General features: G+C 69.9%; 15 protein-coding genes. 5 read left to right on the forward strand and 10 right to left on the reverse strand.

The annotated features are described in order from the left end of the window. Window positions 1-411: 411 nt before the first annotated feature. Genes ACF8LI_RS23260 through ACF8LI_RS23285 form a run of 6 tightly spaced genes read right to left on the reverse strand, consistent with a single transcriptional unit; the run spans window position 412 to window position 6,948 of the window. The gene (locus ACF8LI_RS23260; protein ID WP_392414342.1) at window positions 412-2,139 is read right to left on the reverse strand and encodes an acetyl/propionyl/methylcrotonyl-CoA carboxylase subunit alpha; all 1,728 of its coding nucleotides are present in this window, start codon (window positions 2,137-2,139) and stop codon (window positions 412-414) included. Between the two features lie 10 nt (window positions 2,140-2,149). Continuing rightward, window positions 2,150-3,757, reverse strand: coding sequence for a carboxyltransferase domain-containing protein (locus ACF8LI_RS23265; RefSeq protein ID WP_392414343.1), 1,608 nt, complete (start codon window positions 3,755-3,757; stop codon window positions 2,150-2,152). Between the two features lie 9 nt (window positions 3,758-3,766). Then, window positions 3,767-4,525, reverse strand: a complete 759-nt coding sequence (locus ACF8LI_RS23270) for a LamB/YcsF family protein (RefSeq protein ID WP_016454390.1) — start codon at window positions 4,523-4,525, stop codon at window positions 3,767-3,769. A gap of 33 nt (window positions 4,526-4,558) precedes the next feature. Next, the gene (gene pcp / locus ACF8LI_RS23275) at window positions 4,559-5,227 is read right to left on the reverse strand and encodes a pyroglutamyl-peptidase I (RefSeq protein WP_016454391.1); all 669 of its coding nucleotides are present in this window, start codon (window positions 5,225-5,227) and stop codon (window positions 4,559-4,561) included. 16 nt (window positions 5,228-5,243) lie between these two features. Further along, a complete protein-coding gene (locus ACF8LI_RS23280; RefSeq protein ID WP_016454392.1) occupies window positions 5,244-6,197 on the reverse strand; it encodes a DUF979 domain-containing protein in 954 nt (317 codons plus the stop codon). Between the two features lies 1 nt (window position 6,198). Further along, window positions 6,199-6,948: a DUF969 domain-containing protein gene (locus ACF8LI_RS23285; RefSeq protein WP_392414344.1), complete on the reverse strand. Its 750-nt coding sequence runs from the start codon at window positions 6,946-6,948 to the stop codon at window positions 6,199-6,201. 406 nt (window positions 6,949-7,354) lie between these two features. Between ACF8LI_RS23285 and ACF8LI_RS23290 the strand changes: the two genes are divergently transcribed. From ACF8LI_RS23290 to ACF8LI_RS23305, 4 genes are all read left to right on the forward strand, one after another. Further along, window positions 7,355-8,521, forward strand: coding sequence for an ABC transporter substrate-binding protein (locus ACF8LI_RS23290; protein ID WP_392414345.1), 1,167 nt, complete (start codon window positions 7,355-7,357; stop codon window positions 8,519-8,521). Window positions 8,522-8,589: 68 nt separating this feature from the next. Further along, complete coding sequence (locus ACF8LI_RS23295) at window positions 8,590-9,591, forward strand: tripartite tricarboxylate transporter substrate binding protein (RefSeq protein ID WP_392414346.1); 1,002 nt, start codon at window positions 8,590-8,592, stop codon at window positions 9,589-9,591. Next, window positions 9,591-10,646: a threonine aldolase family protein gene (locus ACF8LI_RS23300; protein ID WP_392414347.1), complete on the forward strand. Its 1,056-nt coding sequence runs from the start codon at window positions 9,591-9,593 to the stop codon at window positions 10,644-10,646. The genes ACF8LI_RS23295 and ACF8LI_RS23300 overlap by 1 nt, the downstream gene beginning before the upstream one ends. A 70-nt stretch (window positions 10,647-10,716) precedes the next feature. After that, window positions 10,717-11,391, forward strand: coding sequence for a GntR family transcriptional regulator (locus ACF8LI_RS23305; protein ID WP_012207532.1), 675 nt, complete (start codon window positions 10,717-10,719; stop codon window positions 11,389-11,391). 160 nt (window positions 11,392-11,551) lie between these two features. On the opposite strand, the gene ACF8LI_RS23310 is transcribed toward ACF8LI_RS23305, so the two are convergent. The 3 genes from ACF8LI_RS23310 to ACF8LI_RS23320 all read right to left on the reverse strand — a co-directional run bounded on the left by ACF8LI_RS23310 (window position 11,552) and on the right by ACF8LI_RS23320 (window position 14,153). Beyond that, the gene (locus ACF8LI_RS23310; protein WP_227468487.1) at window positions 11,552-11,995 is read right to left on the reverse strand and encodes a DoxX family protein; all 444 of its coding nucleotides are present in this window, start codon (window positions 11,993-11,995) and stop codon (window positions 11,552-11,554) included. Next, window positions 11,982-12,341 carry a DUF4148 domain-containing protein gene (locus ACF8LI_RS23315; protein ID WP_099732774.1) on the reverse strand — a complete coding sequence of 120 codons (360 nt, stop codon included), beginning with the start codon at window positions 12,339-12,341 and terminating at the stop codon, window positions 11,982-11,984. The genes ACF8LI_RS23310 and ACF8LI_RS23315 overlap by 14 nt, the downstream gene beginning before the upstream one ends. A gap of 150 nt (window positions 12,342-12,491) precedes the next feature. Next, complete coding sequence (locus tag ACF8LI_RS23320) at window positions 12,492-14,153, reverse strand: adenylate/guanylate cyclase domain-containing protein (RefSeq protein ID WP_392414348.1); 1,662 nt, start codon at window positions 14,151-14,153, stop codon at window positions 12,492-12,494. A gap of 126 nt (window positions 14,154-14,279) precedes the next feature. Between ACF8LI_RS23320 and ACF8LI_RS23325 the strand changes: the two genes are divergently transcribed. Continuing rightward, on the forward strand, window positions 14,280-14,987 hold the full coding sequence (locus ACF8LI_RS23325) for a Crp/Fnr family transcriptional regulator (protein ID WP_099752885.1): 708 nt from the start codon (window positions 14,280-14,282) through the stop codon (window positions 14,985-14,987). Here ACF8LI_RS23325 and ACF8LI_RS23330 read toward each other — a convergent pair. Further along, a complete protein-coding gene (locus ACF8LI_RS23330) occupies window positions 14,984-16,609 on the reverse strand; it encodes an ABC-F family ATP-binding cassette domain-containing protein (protein ID WP_392414349.1) in 1,626 nt (541 codons plus the stop codon). The two genes, ACF8LI_RS23325 and ACF8LI_RS23330, sit on opposite strands and share 4 nt — an antisense overlap. Window positions 16,610-16,916: the final 307 nt, after the last annotated feature.

The following is a 16,916-nucleotide window of genomic DNA, read 5'->3' on the forward strand; positions in this document are numbered from 1 at the left end:
TGACGAAGCAGTCCTGTCCTTCGGCAGGACTGCAACCCCGCAACCACCACGCCGCAGGCGCGGACATACGGGGAGTTTGCCCGGGCCGTCGCTTCGCTCGGCCTCTATGAGAAAACAGCCGAGCGCAGCGGTGGCGCGTCGGCTGTTTGCATTTCTGGCCTTTGGCATTTTGCTGTTGGCTGTTGGCTGTTGGCTGTTGGCTGTTGGCTACCCCAGCCTCCCCCCCTTCTGCCCAACGCAGGTCGCCCGCAGCGAAGCGAAGGGTCGTGGGCAGTTCGGGGCGCGCTTCTTTGCCTACTTTCTTATGGCCGGCACTCCGGTCGCGCGATAAGAAAGTGGGTCGCCTGCCGGGGCGAGACCCGGCCTCTGCCCCCAGAGGCACAACAGAATCAAAAACAGGTCAACCAGAAATCAGCCAATCCGAGCAATCACAGCCCCCAGCACCTGCGCCTTCCCCGCCTCAGCCACCAAAGCCACCACCCCACTGCGATGCGCAGTCACCTGCATCTCCATCTTCATGGCCTCCATGACGGCAATCACATCGCCCTCCTGGACGGTGTCGCCATCGGCCACCTTCCACGCATGCAGATTGCCTGCAATGGGTGAGGTGACGGCAGCGGGGTCCACTGCAGATTCGGCAGCCGGCGCGGCAGCCACACCGCCGCCCGCCGATGCCAGCCCCTGCAGCAGCACCGCAGGCAGGCCCAGCGACACCCGTCGCCCGTCGATCTCGACCGCGCAGCGCACCAGGCTGGCGTCGGGCAGCGGCTCGGCGCGCACGGCGGCGGCCAGGGGTTCGGCGAAGTCGGATTCGATCCAGCGCGTGTGGACCTTGAAGCCGTCGTTGCCCACGAAGTCGGCATGGCCGATGACGGCGCGGTGGAAGGGCAGGACGGAGGACAGGCCTTCGATGCGGAACTCGGCCAGGGCGCGGCGTGCGCGGGCCAGGGCCTGTTCACGGGTGGCGCCGCTGACGATGAGCTTGGCCATCAGCGAGTCGAAGCTGCCGGGCACGACCGAGCCGGACTGAACGCCCGTGTCCAGGCGCACGCCGGGGCCCGAGGGCGGGTCGAACCGCACCACGGGGCCGGGCGTGGGCAGGAAACCGCGGCCCACGTCTTCGGCGTTGATGCGGAATTCGATGGAGTGACCCAGCGGCGCCGGGGTTTCGGTGATGGACAGGGGAAGGCCATCGGCCACGCGCAGCTGCTCGATCACCAGGTCCACGCCCGTGGTCTGCTCGGTCACAGGGTGCTCGACCTGCAGGCGCGTGTTGACTTCGAGGAAGGAGATGGCGCCGCTCTGGCTCAGCAGGAATTCCACCGTGCCCGCGCTGACGTAGCCGGCCGCCGCGCAGATGTCGCGTGCGGAGCTGTGGATGCGGGCGCGCTGATCGTCGCTGAGGAAGGGCGCCGGGGCCTCTTCCACCAGCTTTTGGTTGCGCCGCTGCAGCGAGCAGTCGCGCGTGCCCAGCACGACCACGTTGCCGTGGGTGTCGGCCAGCACCTGGGCCTCGATGTGGCGGGGGCGGTCCAGGAATTGCTCGACAAAGCATTCGCCGCGGCCGAAGGCGGTGACGGCCTCGCGCACGGCCGAGTGAAAGAGTTCCTCGACCTCGTCCATGCGCCACGCGATCTTCATGCCGCGCCCGCCGCCGCCGAAGGCGGCCTTGATGATGATGGGCAGGCCGTGCTGCTGGGCAAAGGCCAGCACTTCGCCGGCATCCTTGACAGGGTCGGGCGTGCCGGCCACCAGGGGAGCGCCGACCTGCAGGGCGATCTTGCGCGCCTCGACCTTGTCGCCGAGCTTGGCGATGGTCTCGGGCGTGGGGCCGATCCAGCGCAGGCCCGCATTCAGCACGGCGCGCGCAAAGGCTTCGCTTTCGGATAAGAAGCCGTAGCCGGGGTGCACGGCGTCGGCGCCGCTCTTGTGCGCGATGGCGATGAGCTTGGCGATGTTCAGGTAGGTGTCGGCCGGGCGCTCGCCGTCCAGGCCATAGGCCTCGTCGGCCATGCGCACGTGCAGGGCGTCGATGTCGGCATCGGCGTAGACGGCCACGGACTTCACGCCGTAGTCGGCGCAGGCGCGGGCGATGCGGACGGCGATCTCGCCACGGTTGGCAATCAGGACTTTTTTCATCGCAATACCTTCAATTGTTCTGCAGGCGCTGGGCGCCTTGCGCGCCGGGGGAATATTCCTCGAAGGCGCGAATGGGGTTGAAGCGGATCCAGGCGCCCACGGGAATCTGGCCGGCCAGATCCAGGTGGTGCGGCGCCACGCAGCCGATGACGGGATAGCCGCCCGTCAGCGGATGGTCGGCCAGGAACAGCACGGGCTGGCCGCTGGGGGGTACCTGGATGGCGCCCAGCGGCGTGCCTTCGCTGGGCAGCTCGCCGGCCACGGCGCGCTCCAGGGGCTGCTCGCCCGCCACGCGCAGGCCCACGCGGTTGGACTGCGGCGTGACCTGCCAGCGCTGCGCGGCCAGCAGGGCCACGGCATCGGGCGTGAACCAGTCGGTGCGCGGGCCCAGTTCCACGTCCAGCACCACGTCCTGCCCGGCGATGGGCAGGGACTCGGGCGGCAGCTCGGGTGCGGACACGGCCGTGCGGTCCGCAGCCCGCACGGGCAGGATCTGGCCCACGGCCAGGGCGGCTGGGCCGACATTCGCCAGGGTGTCGGTGCAGGCGCTGCCCAGCACGGGCGTGACGGCAAAGCCGCCGCGCACGGCCACATAGCAGCGCGCGCCGGCCATGGGCTGGCCCACGGTCAACTGGTCGCCATCGGCCAGGGCCACGGCCTGGTAGCGCGGCACGCTCCAGCGCTGGCCGGACCCGGTGGTCACGGTCAGGGGCGCATCGGCGCCCGTGATGGCGACCACGGTCTCGCCCTGGCTTTGCAGCGACAGGCCACCGCCCACGGTCTCCAGCACGGCCAGGTCGCTGGCATTGCCGACAAGGCGGTTGGCGGCCTTGAAGGCTGCCTGGTCCATGGCGCCCGAGGCCGAGACGCCCTGCCCGGCCTGGCCCAGGCGGCCCCGGTCCTGGAACAGCGTCATCAGCCCGGTGGCCTTGACGCGCAGCGCGTTGCCCTCGGGCAGTTCGGCCTGCACGACAGCGGGCGCAGGTTCGGCATCCGCCTGCTCCATGCCTGCGGCATCGACAAAGCGCACGCGGTAGCCGGGCTGCAGCAGCGCAGGCAGCTCGCGCGCAAGGTCCCACATGCGCGCCGAGGTGCGGCCTATCAGTTGCCAGCCGCCCGGGCTGGCCTGGGGATAGACGGCGCTGAACGTGCCGCCCAGCGCCACCGAGCCGGCCGGCACGCGCGTGCGCGGCGTGGTGCGGCGCGGCACGTTGAAGATCGGATCGCCCCCGCTGAGGTAGGCAAAGCCGGGCGCAAAGCCCGTGAAGGCCACGGCGTATTCACTGCCCGTGTGGCGGCGCACGACTTCCTCGGGCGTGATGCCCAGCAGCTGCGCCACATCGGCCAGGTCCTCGCCGTCGTAGTGCACGGGGATTTCGACCAGCACATCGCTGCGCTCGGCGCGCTGGCTCAGGTCACGCGCGGCGATGCGGTTCACCAGCTCGGCCACGCCCACCTGGGCGGGGGTGAACTGCACAAGCACGGTGCGCGCGGCCGGCACCAGCTCCTGCACGCCGGCGATGGGCTCGCGCTGCAGCGAGCCCAGCAGGGCCAGGGTTTCATCCAGGTCGGCCAGCTCCACCAGCAGGGCCTGGCGGTTGACAGGTAGAAAGCGCATGGCCACTCCTCAACCCGCGAAGGAGGAAATGCGCACGCCCTCCTGCTCGAAACGCTCGCGCAGATGGCGTGCGATGGCCACGGCTCCCGGGCTGTCGCCATGCACGCAGATGGAGTCGGCGGCAATGCGCACGGGGCTGCCGTCCACGGCCTCGACCACCCCTTCGCGCACCAGCATGAGCATGCGCGCGGCGATCTGGTCCACGTCGTGCAGCACGGCGCCCGGATCGCGGCGCGAGACCAGGGTGCCCTCGGGCGTGTAGCCCCGGTCGGCAAAGGCCTCGGCCACCACGGTCAGGCCTGCGTCGCGCGCCCAGTCGATCAGGGGCGAGCCGGCCAGCGCCACCAGCACCAGGCTGGGGTCGATGGCGCGCATGGCCGTGATCACGTCGGTGGCCTGGCGCCTGTCGTGGGCGATGGTGTTGTAGAGCGCGCCGTGCGGCTTGACGTAGCGCACCTCGGTGCCAGCCACGCGGGCCAGGCCCTGCAGCGCGCCGATCTGGTAGATGACGCCGGCCACCAGGTCGGCGCTGGCCACGTCCATGTTGCGCCGGCCGAAGCCGACCAGGTCGGGATAGGACACATGGGCGCCGACGATGGCGCCGCGCGCGCGGGCGGCCTTGAGCGTCTCCAGGATGCCTGCCGGGTCGCCGGCATGGAATCCGCAGGCCACGTTGGCGCTGCTGACGATATCGAGCATGGCGGCGTCGTCGCCCATGCGCCATCCGCCCAGGCTCTCGCCAAGATCACTGTTCAGGTCAATTTTCATCGTTCTCTCCTCGCCGGACTCGGTGCACGGGGTTCAGTGCAGCTGGCCGGCGTTTTCCTTCAGATCCTGGGACACGGTCAGGGCCGTGCGGATGGTCTCGCGCACGGCAGCCACCTGGTCGGCCAGCGACATGCTGGGCATGCCCGGCTTGCGCGCTGCCTGCTCAGGCAGGGCCGGCACATGGATGAAGCCGCCCCGCGCACCCGGCGCAGCCTTGCCCTGGGCCAGCCAGTGCATGAGCGCGAAAAACACGTGGTTGCAGACAAAGGTGCCCGCCGTGTTGGAAACGGAAGACGGAATGCCCCGCGCACGCAGGTTGTGCACCACGGCCTTGATGGGCAGCGTGGAAAAGTAGGCGGCGGGCGCGCCCGGGATCACCACCTGGTCCACGGGCTGGCGCGCCGCATGGTCGGGAATGCGGGCGTCGTCGATATTGATGGCCACGCGCTCGGGCGTGAACTCGCTGCGGCCGCCGGCCAGGCCCAGGCTGATGACCAGCACCGGCTGCAGCTGCGCAAGCGCCTCCTGCAGCTGGCGCAGCGATTCGCCGAACACGCAGCGCAGCTGCAGGCCGTGGACGGTGGCGCCCTCCACGATCTCGCCATGCAGGGCACGCGCCACTTCCCACGAGGGATTGACAGGGTCCTGCTCGAACGGCTCGAAGCCGGTCACCAGGATGCGCGGGGAAGTGGAATCGGTCATGGCAACAGTCCGTCCTTTAACGGAACATCAGGAAATACATGAGGAAGACGTTGGCCGTCAGCAGGGCCAGGGCCGTGGGCACCTGGGCGCGGATCACGGCATTCTTGTCGATCTCCAGCAGCGCGGCGGGCACCAGGTTGAAGTTGGCCGCCATGGGCGTCAGCAGGGTGCCGCAGTAGCCCGAGAGCATGCCGATGGCCGCCATCACGGCCGGGTCGCCATGGTAGACGCCCACCAGAATGGGCACGCCCACGCCGCCCGTCATCACCGGGAAGGCCGCGAAGCCATTGCCCATCACCACCGTGAACAGCGCCATGCCGAGCACGTAGACAGCCACGGCCACGAAGCGGATGTCCATGTTGATATAGGTGGTGGTCACATAGGCCACGGCCTTGCCCACGCCGGCGTCCGAGAACACCAGGCCCAGCATGCCCAGCATCTGGGGCAGCACCAGGGCCCAGCCCAGCGCATCGGTCAGGCGGCGCGATTCGCGCATGCCCTGGGCCGGCGTCTCGCGGGTCAGCCAGCAGGCCAGGCCCAGCGCCAGCACGCAGCCCACGCCCAGGCTCACCAGCGTGGTGGCCTTGGGGTCCAGCAGGGGCGTTCCGCCGAAGACCAGGTGCGAGGCGCTCAACGTGCCGACCATGGTAATCAGCGGAATCGCCAGGGCCGGCACGAACAGCTTGTTGCCCAGGCGCTTGGCGCTGGCCAGGTATTCGGCATCGCTGCGCGGCGCGTGGCGGCCGCTGCCCACGCCGCCGAAGCCGGCGATCAGCGCCATGGCCACGGCGATCACGCCCACCACCATGGGGGGCAGCTCATGACCCACCAGGAAGACGGCCGCATACAGCGCCCAGAACAGGCCGCTGGACCAGCGCTTGGGATTGCTGGCATCGCGCAGCGTCATCACGGCCGTGACGGCCAGGACGAAGCCGACCAGGTAGTACAGGTGTTGGATGGTCAGCGTCATTTCAGGCTCCCTTGGCTTGGGTGGCGTTGGCATTGGCCGCGTCGGCTGCGACGCCCGCCTTGTACTGGGTCAGCTCGCGCTCGAGCATGCGGTCCAGGCGACCCAGGCGCCAGGCGTGGATCACGAAGGCGCAGATGGCCGTGGGAATGCCCCACAGCGCGACGTGGATGGGCTCGACCTCGATGCCGGCTTCCTTCAGGAAGGTGGTCATCAGCACGATGGCGCCGAAGGCCACGAAGATGTCCTCGCCGAAGAACAGGCCCACGTTGTCCGTGGCGGCCGAGTAGGCGCGCAGCTTGTCACGCACCTTGGCGGGCAGGATGCCGAAGCGCGACTGGGTCGCGCCTTCGGCCATGGGCGCCAGCAGCGGACGCACCATCTGCGGATGCCCGCCCAGGCTGGTCAGGCCCACGGCGGCCGTCAGCTGGCGCGCCGCCAGGTAGACGATGAGCAGGCGGCCAGCGGTGGCCGACTTGATAGAGCTGATCCAGTTCTGCGCATGCTGGCGCAGGCCATGGCGCTCCAGCAGGCCGATCACGGCCAGCGGCAGCAGGATGATCAGCGGCAGGTTGCGCGTCTTGATGAAGCCCGTGCCGATGGTGGCCAGCACCTTGTCGACGGGAAAGCCCGCCGCCAGTGCCGTGCCGATGGCCGTGACGATCACGACCAGCATGGGATTGAAGCGCAGCACGAAGCCCGCAACGATGATGGCCACCCCGATAAGCGGCCAGAGATTGACGTCAGTCAGCATGTTGATTCCCCCTTCACACCCCCGGTGCGCGACGGCCGTCGAGCCACCCCGCATGCCCAACCCGGTGGCAAGGAGTGCGCTGCCGACCTGGTTTTGTTCAACAAAACTAGTAATTTGTCTTACAGAAACGAATTGTGATTAAGACAATCAACGCATACTGATAGTACAAACCCGCATATACCTGCCTACGCAATGTGCACTGACGGGGTTCTTGCCAAAGTCAGTAAAACTATCGATGATTGAATACCGATAGAAGACATGAATGCAACAATGCCCCTGCGCCGGTATCGCCTGCGGAAAGGCCGCCTCCTACAATGGGCCGCGCTCCCAGCGCGGGGCGCATGCGCGGCAGGCGTCGTGAATGGCCCTTCCTGCTCCCAAACCACCTTGCCCGAGCCCTGAATCCATGCGACGCCGTCAGATTGTTTCCCTGGTTCCCCGCGCTGCGGCCATCGCAGCGGTCCCGGCCCTGGCGCCGGCCTTCGTGCGCAATGCCTTTGCCGACGAGGCCGGCCTGTCCGCCAAAGCCATCACCATCGGCTCCACGGTGTCACTGAGCGGCCCGCTGGCCGCATACGGCACCGACATCAAGCTGGGCACGGAAGCGGCCATGGCGCAGATCAATGCCCGCGGCGGAATTCACGGCCGCACGCTGCAGCTGCAGATCGTGGACGATGGCTATGTGCCCCAGCGCTCGGCCGACAACGTGCGGCAGATGCTGTCCAAGGGCACGGCCTTCGCCCTGCTGTCGTGCAACGGCACGCCCAACAATGCGGCCATCATTCCGCTGATCGAAGAGGCTGGCGTTCCCTACGTGGCGCCGATCACGGGCGCCTCGTCGCTGCGCAAGGGCGCGCGCAACGTCTTCCATGTCCGGGCCAGCTACACCAATGAGGTCCACAGACTGATACAGCGGCTTGCAGGCATGGGCCTCAAGGGCATCGGCATCGTCTACCTGGACAACGCCTACGGCCGGGAAATACTGGAAGACGCCACACGCGCACTGGAAGCCGGGAAGATGGCCCCCTCCGTACAGGCGGCCATTGCCACCGATGGCACGAACCTGGCCGAAGTGTTGAACAAAGTGCATGCGGCCCGTCCGTCCGCCGTGTTGCTGGCCACGGCCGGCACGGTGTCGGTCGCGATGGTGCGCGGCCTGCGCAAAAGCGTGCCCGGCGTGCTGCTCACGGGCCTGAGCGTGACCTTGCCCAACGACAGCCTCAAGCCGCTGGGCGACGACGCCCGGGGCCTTGCCATGACCATGGTCGTCCCCGCGCCCCATCAGGGCCGGCTGCAACTGGTGCGCGACTACCAATCGGCCCTGCGCGCCCACGGCCAGCAGGAGTTCTCCATGGGCTCGCTGGAAGCCTATGTGAATGCACGCGTGCTGGCCGAGGGCCTGGAACGCGCCGGCCGCGACCCCACCCAGGCCAGGCTGCGCTCGGCGCTGGCCGGCATGCGCAACTGGGACATGGGCGGCTTTGTGATCGACTACAGCGGCCAGCCGCCGCATGTGGGCTCCAGCTTCATCGACCTGGGCGTGCTGGGCAACGCGGGGCGCTTCATCGGTTGATGCCGGTGGCGGCTTGCGGGCCGGGCCGCGATGGTCTCTTTCTCTCGCCGCACCAAGGAGTTCTCGCCATGCCTGCCGAACGCCACCGCCTTGTGCCCTGCGCTTCCCACCGCGGTGTGCCACGCCGCCTGCTCATCCTGGCCGCCGCTGCCCTGCCCGGCCTTGCGCCGGCGCAGAAATGGCCGGCGCAGCCCGTGCGCATCATCGTTCCCTACACGGCCGGTGGCGGCTCGGACAACATCGCCCGCGCGCTGGGCACGGAACTGTCGCGTGAACTGGGCCAGCCCGTGGTCGTGGACAACAGGCCCGGGGCCTCGGCCATGCTGGGCGCAGAAATGGTGGCGCGGGCCGCGCCTGACGGCTACACGCTGCTGATGGCCGACATGCCGCACACCATCACGCCCAGCCTGTACAAGACGCCCTACGACGCGCTCAAGGACTTCACGCCCGTGGCCCTGATCGGATCATCGCCGCTGGTGCTGGCCGTCAACCCGAATTTCAAGGCGCAGAGCGTGAAGCAATTCGTGGCCCTGGCCAAGGCGCAGCCGGGCCGGCTCAACCTTGCATCGGGCGGCACGAGCACGGCCACGCATCTGGCGGGTGAGCTGTTCAAGCAGCAGACCGGCACCTTCATCACCCACATCCCCTACAAGGGCTCTGGGCAGGCCATTGCCGATGTGGTTGCCGGGCATACCGAGAGCATGTTCGCCTCGGCACCCACCGTGATCCCGCATATCCGAAGCGGTGCGCTGCGCGCCCTGGCCACCACCAGCGCCCAACGCTCGCCGGCCCTCCCCCAGGTTCCCACGCTGGGCGAAAGCGGCGTGCGCGGCCTGACCGTGCTGCACTGGTTCGGCCTGCTGGGGCCTGCCGGTTTGCCCTCCGGCATCCAGACCACGCTGCACGATGCCGTGGCCCGCGCCATGGCCACGCCCACGCTGCAGGCCAAGCTGCAGTCCCTGGGGCTGGAGCTGACGCCCCGCACTGCGGCAGAGTTCGGCGCCCAGATGGAGACCGACGCGGCGCGTTGGGCGCGCGTCGTCAAGGAACGCAACATCAAGGCCGACTGATGTCCAGCCTGCACCCTCTTCCCGACGCCATCGACCTGCGCAGCGATACCGTCACGCGCCCCACGCCGCAGATGCTCGAAGCCATGGCCCGCGCCCCGCTGGGCGATGACGGCCTGGACGGCGACCCGACCGTGCGCACGCTCGAGAAGACCGCAGCCCAGCGCTTCGGCAAGGCTGCGGGCCTGTTCGTGGTCAGCGGCACCATGGGCAATCTGGTGGCCGTGCTCGCCCATGGCCGCATGCCCGGCGAAGTGCTGGCCGAGGCCGGCAGCCATCTGCTGAACGCCGAGCGCGCCGCCGCGGGCCTGACCGGCATGCACTACCGCAGCCTGGCCGGCGACGGCGGCCTGATCGCCCTGCCCGCGCTGGAGGCGGCGCTGGACACCGCCATCTCCGCACGCTGCCCCAGCGCAGTGGTGGCCGTGGAGAACACGCACAATGCGCGGGGCGGCACCGTCGCCGGGCCCCAGGCGCTGGCCGCCGTGCATGCGCTGGCCTGCCGCCATGGCGTGCCCGTGCACACCGATGGCGCGCGCCTGTTCAATGCCGCCGTGGCACTGGGCCTGTCCTGCCGCGAGATGGCTGCGCACACGGACTCGGTCACCGTCTGCCTGTCCAAGGGGCTGTCAGCGCCCGTGGGCTCGGTGCTCATGGGGCCGGCCGACTTCATCGCGCGGGCGCGCACCATACGGCGCATGCTCGGCGGCACCCTGCGCCAGGCCGGCGTGATTGCGGCGGCAGGGCTGGTGGCGCTGGAGCACATGGTCGAGCGCCTGGCCGACGACCATGCGCGCGCCTGCCGCCTGCACCAGGGCCTGCGCGCCATCGACCCGGCTTGGTGCGCGGCCGAACTGCCGCAGACCAACATCGTCCAGGTTCGCGTTGACACCAGCGCGGCCGAAGCGCGCCTGTGGCAAGCACGCCTGGCCCAGGCCGGCGTGCTGGTGCGCACGGGCAGCGCCGGCCTGCTGCGCCTGGTCACGCACCGCCATATCGACGATGCCGCCGTGGACAGCACGCTGCAGGCCTTCGCCAGGCTGCAACACCCCACCTGAGCACTGCACGAAACCGGCGACCGGCCCGGCGCTGGCTACACTGCGCTCTGGCCCTTGCATCCCGACCACCATGACCCGCAGCACCGACATCCTCAACCTGACCGACCGCGTGACCGAGCAGCTGCGCAGCAAACTCATCGATGGTGCCTGGGAGCCCGGGCAAAAGCTGTCGGAGGCCTCACTCAGCGAAAGCCTGCAGATCTCGCGCAACACGCTGCGCGAGGCCTTCCGGCTGCTGACCAAGGAGGGGCTGCTGGTGCACGAGCCCAACAAGGGCGTGTCGGTGGCGGCGCCCAGCATTGCCTCCATCATCGACATCTACCGCGTGCGCCGCATGGTGGAGTGCCAGGCGCTGGCCCAGGCCTATCCCATGCACCCGGCTCGCAGCCTGATGCGCGAAGCCGTGGAAGCGGCACAGCGCCACCGCGAGGCGCAGGACTGGTCGGGCGTGGGCACGGCCAACATGAGTTTCCACAAGGCCGTGGTGCAACTGGCCGACAGCGAGCGCCTGGACACCATGTTCGAGCACCTGCTGGCCGAGCTGCGGCTGGCCTTCGGCCTGCTGCGCGACCCGCACTTCCTGCATGCCCCCTATGTGGACATGAATGCGCGCATCCTGCAGCAATTCGAGGACGGCAAGCCGGCCGAGGCCGCTGCCGCGCTCAATGACTACCTGGTGCATTCGGAGCGGCTGATCCTCGCCGCCTACGCCCGACGCCTGGCTGAGAAGGGCATCAAGGTGTGAAAACAATAGACACCCCCTGAGGCGCTTCGCGCCTTCCCCCTCTCTCGCTACGCGGGAGGGGGACGACACCCTCGGTGCGGGGCTGCCCTTCCTCGGTGTCCCCGGCTTTGGGCAGCGCCGGTTTCATTGGCGGTGTTCAGCGCACAACACTGGCTCGCATTCAACGCCGCGCGTCCAGGCTCCAGCGCGCCACGGGCGCCAGCATCAGTTGCACGAATCCCCCGGCGATCGCCAGGTTCTTCAGGAACTGCACCAGTTGGCCCTTGTCGCCGAACTGGTTGTGGAACATCAGCGCCGACATGACGCTGAACACGGCCATCACGGCCGCGGCCTCGCGGGTGCGCCAGCCCAGCAGCAGGGCCGTGGCCACGCCCAGCTCCACCACCAGCGCCATGGCATACGACAGCATGGGCAGCGGCAGGCCCGCCTTGGCGATATAGGCCATGGTGCCCTCCGGCCCCATCAGCTTGCCGATGCCGCTGTAGATGAACAGCAGGCTCAGCAGCACCCGGGCCAGCAGCGGTGCGAAGTCGGCCCAGGGCGATGCTGCGGCGTGGGCAGCGCGATGCGTGGCGGCGCGCGTCATCGCATCAGCCCGGGACACGGCCGGAACCCTGGCCTTCGGCCGCCTTCACCGAGCCGCCCAGGCGCTGCACTTCGGCCAGGTACTCGGGGCCGCTGCGCATGCGCTGGTACCGGGCCAGGCGCTGCTGGTAGTCGGCATCCCAGTGGTTCACGTCGGACTCGCGGTAGACGTTGAGGCCGGCGCGGTTCCACAGCGCCAGGTCGGCCTGCACTTCGGCGCGCGACAGCGCGGGGCCGGAGGCGACGGGCTCGGCGCCGAACCAGGTTTCTGCAGATACCGTGGCGGCCGGTGCGGCCGAGGCCATGCCCGACCACAAGGCGGAGGAAAGGGAAACGATGGCGAAGAGGGTCTTTGCGTGCTTCATGGCGAATCCTTTGTCAAATCCTGCAGCGCGTGATTGCGTTCTGCATGGCTGCAGTCTCGTCTTCGCCCGCCTGCACGTCAGTGCCTAAACGCACAGCTTTGCGCAAACTCTCCGGTTCCCGCGCTCACCGTCCACGCCCACCATCCACGCTCAGGGCCACTGCAGGCCGGGCCGCGCCACATGCAGAGCCTGCAGGGGCTCGGAGCGCCCGCGCACCTGCACCTGCCGGACTTCGCCCAGGCCATCGGCCACGCCCGCGCGGCGCGCCACCTCCAGCGACAGCACCAGCCGGGCCTGGGCGCTCTTGGTGTATTCCTGCAGGCGGCTGGCCGTGTTGACCACCTCGCCCACGGCCGTGAAGGTGGTGGTGTGCTCGAAGCCCACGCGCCCCACGGCGGCGCGCCCCGCATGCAGGCCCATGCCGAAATCCACCGGCTGGCCGAACTGCGCCTCGAAGGTGTGGCTCCATTCCTGCATGCGCCGGTCGATGAGGGCGCTGGCCTGCACGGCCTGGCGGCAGGCCGTGTCCAGGTCGGTATCCAGGCCGAAGATGGCCATCACGCTGTCGCCGATGAACTGGTTGGCCATGCCGCCGCTGTCGAGCACGGCCTGGCCCACGCGCTCGAAATACTGGTCCAGCACCCAGGACAGGTCCACGGGCCATTGCCGCTCGGCAAGGCCCGACCAGCGGCGCAGGTCCACGAACAGGATGGCCACCGCGCGCACTTCGCGGACCTCGCGCTGCCCGTCACCCCGCCCCGCCTGGGCGGCTGCCGGCGAGCGGAACAGCGGCGCCACCTGCACATCGCCCGTGGGCCGCAGCTGGCAGGCCAGCCGCACGTCCTGCGGCGCGCCCACGCGCTCCAGCGTGAGGCGCTCGTCCCGCCCCGGCGCAGGCAGGTGGGCCGCCGGGCCGGACACGCGCACCCGGCAGGTGGAGCAACGCGCCCTGCCGCCGCACAGCGACAAATGGGCAATGCCATGCTCGCGGCTGGCTTCGAGCACGCTCATGCCCTGGGCCACCTGCACGGTGCGGCCCGGATAGTGCAGCAGCACCTGGCGGGCGCCGCGCAGGCGCATGCGCCGCCACAGCCAGGGGCCGGCCAGCAGCGCGGCCAGGCAGGCCAGCCAGCCCTGGCGCAGCCCGGTCGTCAACGCGCGCAGCCACTGCGATGCCTCGGGCGAGGGGCCGGCCGGCGCTGGCAGGCCGGCCGCCGCGATCTCGCGCGCCATGGAGACGATACCCAGCGCCGCCAGCACGGGCAGCAGCACGGCGGCCGTGAGCAGCAGCGGCTGCCAGCGCCGCCACCAGCCGCGCGCGCGCAGGGCCATGTGCAGGCCCATGCAGCCATGGGTCCACGCGGCCGTCATCAGCAGCAGCTGGATGGCCATGCTGGACGGATTCCAGGAAGAACGCACGATGCGCGCATACGAGGGGTCCACGCCCCAGGCCTCCTGTGCCAGCCGCGTGGCCGGCACGTGCAGGGCCAGCAGCAGCGGCAGGCCCAGTCCCAGCAGCAGCCGCACGGCCTCCAGCGCCGGCATGCGCAGGCTGCGCCGCCGCGCCAGCGCCTGCAGCGCCAGCCCCATGTGCACGGCCAGCGCGCCGTAGAGCAGCAGGCTGCCGGGCAGGGATCGCCACACGCCGTGGACCAGCTCGCGCACGGCCTCGGCCGTGCCCAGCGAGACCAGGCCCAGGGCGTGATTGAACAGGTGCAGCGCCGCATAGGTCCACAGCACCAGGCCGGTGGACCAGTGGAGGCTGCGCAGGGACGGCAGAGCCGGCAAAGCCGGATGAGGGACACGGGCCATGGAAAGCGATGATGCGCCCGACGGCGGAAGAAGACAGGAGAAGACCGCAAGAACGGCAGCTTGAAGGAACTTAGGCCGGGCCTGGCCGATCCAGAATCTTTGTACCTTACGCCCGCTATTGGTTCCATGGCCCACCCCACCCAGCCCTCCAGTTTCGCCCTGCGCGGCATCGCCCTGTTCGAGGGCCTGGGCAGCGCCAGCCTGGACCGCATCGCCGCCGACTGCGAATGGCGCCCGCTGCAGGCCCGCCAGCCCGTGTTCAGCCGCTGCTCCACGGGCAGTGACGTGTTCTTCCTGGTCAGCGGGCGCGTGCGCATCACCACCTATTCGCCGGGCGGGCGCGAGGTCAGCTTCCGCGACTACGGGCCCGGCGAGCACTTCGGCGACCTGGCGGCCATTGACGGCCAGGCCCGCTCCACCGATGTGGTCACCCTGGAATCCTCGCTGCTGGCCAGCCTCTCGCGCCAGGACTTCCTGGCCCTGCTGGCGCGCGAGCCCGCCATCGCGCTGCGCATGATGGAAGGCCTGGCCGGCCTGGTGCGGCGGCTGACCGACCGCGTCATGGAACTGAGCACCCTGGGCGTGCCCACGCGCCTGCACATGGAGCTGCTGCGCCTGGCGCGGGAGGCGGGCGTCTCGCCCGAGCACACGGCCCTCATCAGCCCCGTGCCTTCGCACTCGGTGCTGGCCAGCAAGATCAGCACCAACCGCGAACAGGTCACGCGCGAGCTGGGCGCCCTCACCCGGCGCGGCCTGCTGCGCAAGGAGGGGCGCCAGGCGCTGCTGGTGACCGATGTGCGCGCGCTGCAGGCGCTGATAGCGCAGGAAAGCTAGGCGGACTCCATTCGCCAGCCCTGCGGCGACCACACCAGGCGGTCGGTCAGCCCGATGGCCTGCAGAAAATCCTCGTCATGCGAGACCACGACCAGCGTGCCGGCGTAGCCGCGCAGCATGGCCTCCAGCGCCTGCAGGGAAGGCAGGTCCAGGTGGTTGCAGGGCTCGTCCAGCAGGAGCAGGGGCGCGGGCGGCTCGGCATGCAGCGCGCAGGCCAGGGCGGCCTTGAGCTGCTCGCCGCCGCTGAGCCGGCCCGCAGGCTGCTCCACCTGCCGGGCCGCCAGCCCGAGCCAGGCCAGGCGCGTGCGCAACACATCCACGGGGGTGCCGGGGCAGGCGTCCTGCAACTGCTCCATCACCGTGCGCCCGGGCTGCAACAGGGACAGGCGCTGGTCCAGGTAGGCACAGGCCTGCATGCGGCGCACCTCGCCCGCCTGGGGCGCAAGGCGGCCCGACAGCACATCGAGCAGGCGCGTCTTGCCGCAGCCGTTGGGACCGGTCACGGCCAGGCGCTGGCCGCCGTACAGAGACAGGTTCAGGCGCGGCCCCGTGGACAACGAAAACGGCAGCAGCACATCGTCCAGCAGCGCCACCACGTCGCAGGGAGCACCGGCCGGTGGCGGCGCCTGCATGCGGATGCCGGCCTGCAGGTCGATCTGGCGCGCCGCCTCGCGCACGCGCTGGTCCAGCGCCTCGCGCGTGTCTGCATGCTGGCGGCGCAGGCGGCCGGCCGACGCCTCGCTGCGCTCCTTTTGCCGGTCCAACAGAATGCGCGCCTGGTTGGCCTCCTGGCCCTGGCGGCGGCCGCGTGCCTCGCGGCGCTGCTGGCGCTCCTGCTGCTCGCGCAGCTGCTGCGTTTCGCGGCGGCGCTCCAGCTTGCGCTGCTCCAGCAGTTGCACCGCCGAGGCCATCTCGCGCGCCTTGGCTTCGGCATAGAAGGCGTAGCCGCCGCCGTAGCTGCGAAGCCCCTGCGGCGACAGCTCCACGATGCGTTCCATGCCCTGCAGCAGACTGCGGTCATGGCTGACCACGACCAGGCCACCGGGCCAGCGCTGCAGTTGCGCGGCCAGGGCCTGGCGGCTTTCGCGGTCCAGGTGGTTGCTGGGCTCGTCCAGCACCAGGTGGTCGGCGCCCGACAGCAGCGCGCCCGCCAGGGCCACGCGCATGGCCTCGCCGCCGCTGAGGGCGTGGCCTGGCGTATCGGCACGCAGATGGCCCAGGCCCGCCAGCTCCAGCTGGGCCTGCAGGCGCTGACGCAGATCCCAGCGGTCGGCCAGCCGCTCGAAGTCCCGGGCATCGCAGCTGCCGCCCTCGATGCGCGCCAGCGCCTCCAGCGCGGGCTGCAGCCCGGCCAGCGCCGCCACCGAAGGCTGGTCATGCCAGTCCGTGCGCTGGGCCAGGTACAGCACCTGCCCCGAGCGCAGGCAGCGGCCCTGCGAGGGCGCATCCAGCCCGGCCAGGATGCGCGCCAGCCGCGACTTGCCCACGCCGTTGCGCCCCACCAGGCCGGTGCGGCGGTGGTCAAGGGTTTCGGAAAGATCGGAGAAAAGGGGGCTGCCATCGGGCAGCATGCAGGAAACGCCGTCGAGCGTGATCGTGGTATTCGTCATATCGCAGTTCATGGATGCCAACGCAGTTCCTTGCCGCTTTGCATGCATTGCGCGTGCGGTGGGCAGGGTCGGGAAAAGCGGGCCGCTGGGACAGCGGCAGCATCAATGGCGCATGGGACGAATACCTCCTGCAATGGCGAACGAAGCCGCCATTATAGAAATCATGGGACGGACGTGCTGGCCGTGCCGGAGGGGGCGCCACCGGCGCCACGGAGGCCGGCATGCGCACCTGCGTTTGCACGCGGCGGCTCGGGTCCGGTGGGCCCGGCCTGCCGCTTAGGGGCTGCAGGCGCCGATGGCGCGCAAGGGTTCGAAGACT

This window comes from Delftia sp. WSY_12 (genome assembly GCF_043104645.1).
Classification (GTDB): Bacteria; Pseudomonadota; Gammaproteobacteria; order Burkholderiales; family Burkholderiaceae_C; genus Comamonas; species Comamonas tsuruhatensis.

Coding starts and splice junctions, on each gene's coding strand:
- ACF8LI_RS23260 (WP_392414342.1), bottom strand. CDS start 2,139: ATGAAAAAAGTCCTGATTGCCAACCGTGGCGAGATCGCCGTCCGCATC.
- ACF8LI_RS23265 (WP_392414343.1), bottom strand. CDS start 3,757: ATGCGCTTTCTACCTGTCAACCGCCAGGCCCTGCTGGTGGAGCTGGCC.
- ACF8LI_RS23270 (WP_016454390.1), bottom strand. CDS start 4,525: ATGAAAATTGACCTGAACAGTGATCTTGGCGAGAGCCTGGGCGGATGG.
- pcp (WP_016454391.1), bottom strand. CDS start 5,227: ATGACCGATTCCACTTCCCCGCGCATCCTGGTGACCGGCTTCGAGCCG.
- ACF8LI_RS23280 (WP_016454392.1), bottom strand. CDS start 6,197: ATGACGCTGACCATCCAACACCTGTACTACCTGGTCGGCTTCGTCCTG.
- ACF8LI_RS23285 (WP_392414344.1), bottom strand. CDS start 6,948: ATGCTGACTGACGTCAATCTCTGGCCGCTTATCGGGGTGGCCATCATC.
- ACF8LI_RS23290 (WP_392414345.1), top strand. CDS start 7,355: ATGCGACGCCGTCAGATTGTTTCCCTGGTTCCCCGCGCTGCGGCCATC.
- ACF8LI_RS23295 (WP_392414346.1), top strand. CDS start 8,590: ATGCCTGCCGAACGCCACCGCCTTGTGCCCTGCGCTTCCCACCGCGGT.
- ACF8LI_RS23300 (WP_392414347.1), top strand. CDS start 9,591: ATGTCCAGCCTGCACCCTCTTCCCGACGCCATCGACCTGCGCAGCGAT.
- ACF8LI_RS23305 (WP_012207532.1), top strand. CDS start 10,717: ATGACCCGCAGCACCGACATCCTCAACCTGACCGACCGCGTGACCGAG.
- ACF8LI_RS23315 (WP_099732774.1), bottom strand. CDS start 12,341: ATGAAGCACGCAAAGACCCTCTTCGCCATCGTTTCCCTTTCCTCCGCC.
- ACF8LI_RS23320 (WP_392414348.1), bottom strand. CDS start 14,153: ATGGCCCGTGTCCCTCATCCGGCTTTGCCGGCTCTGCCGTCCCTGCGC.
- ACF8LI_RS23325 (WP_099752885.1), top strand. CDS start 14,280: ATGGCCCACCCCACCCAGCCCTCCAGTTTCGCCCTGCGCGGCATCGCC.
- ACF8LI_RS23330 (WP_392414349.1), bottom strand. CDS start 16,609: ATGAACTGCGATATGACGAATACCACGATCACGCTCGACGGCGTTTCC.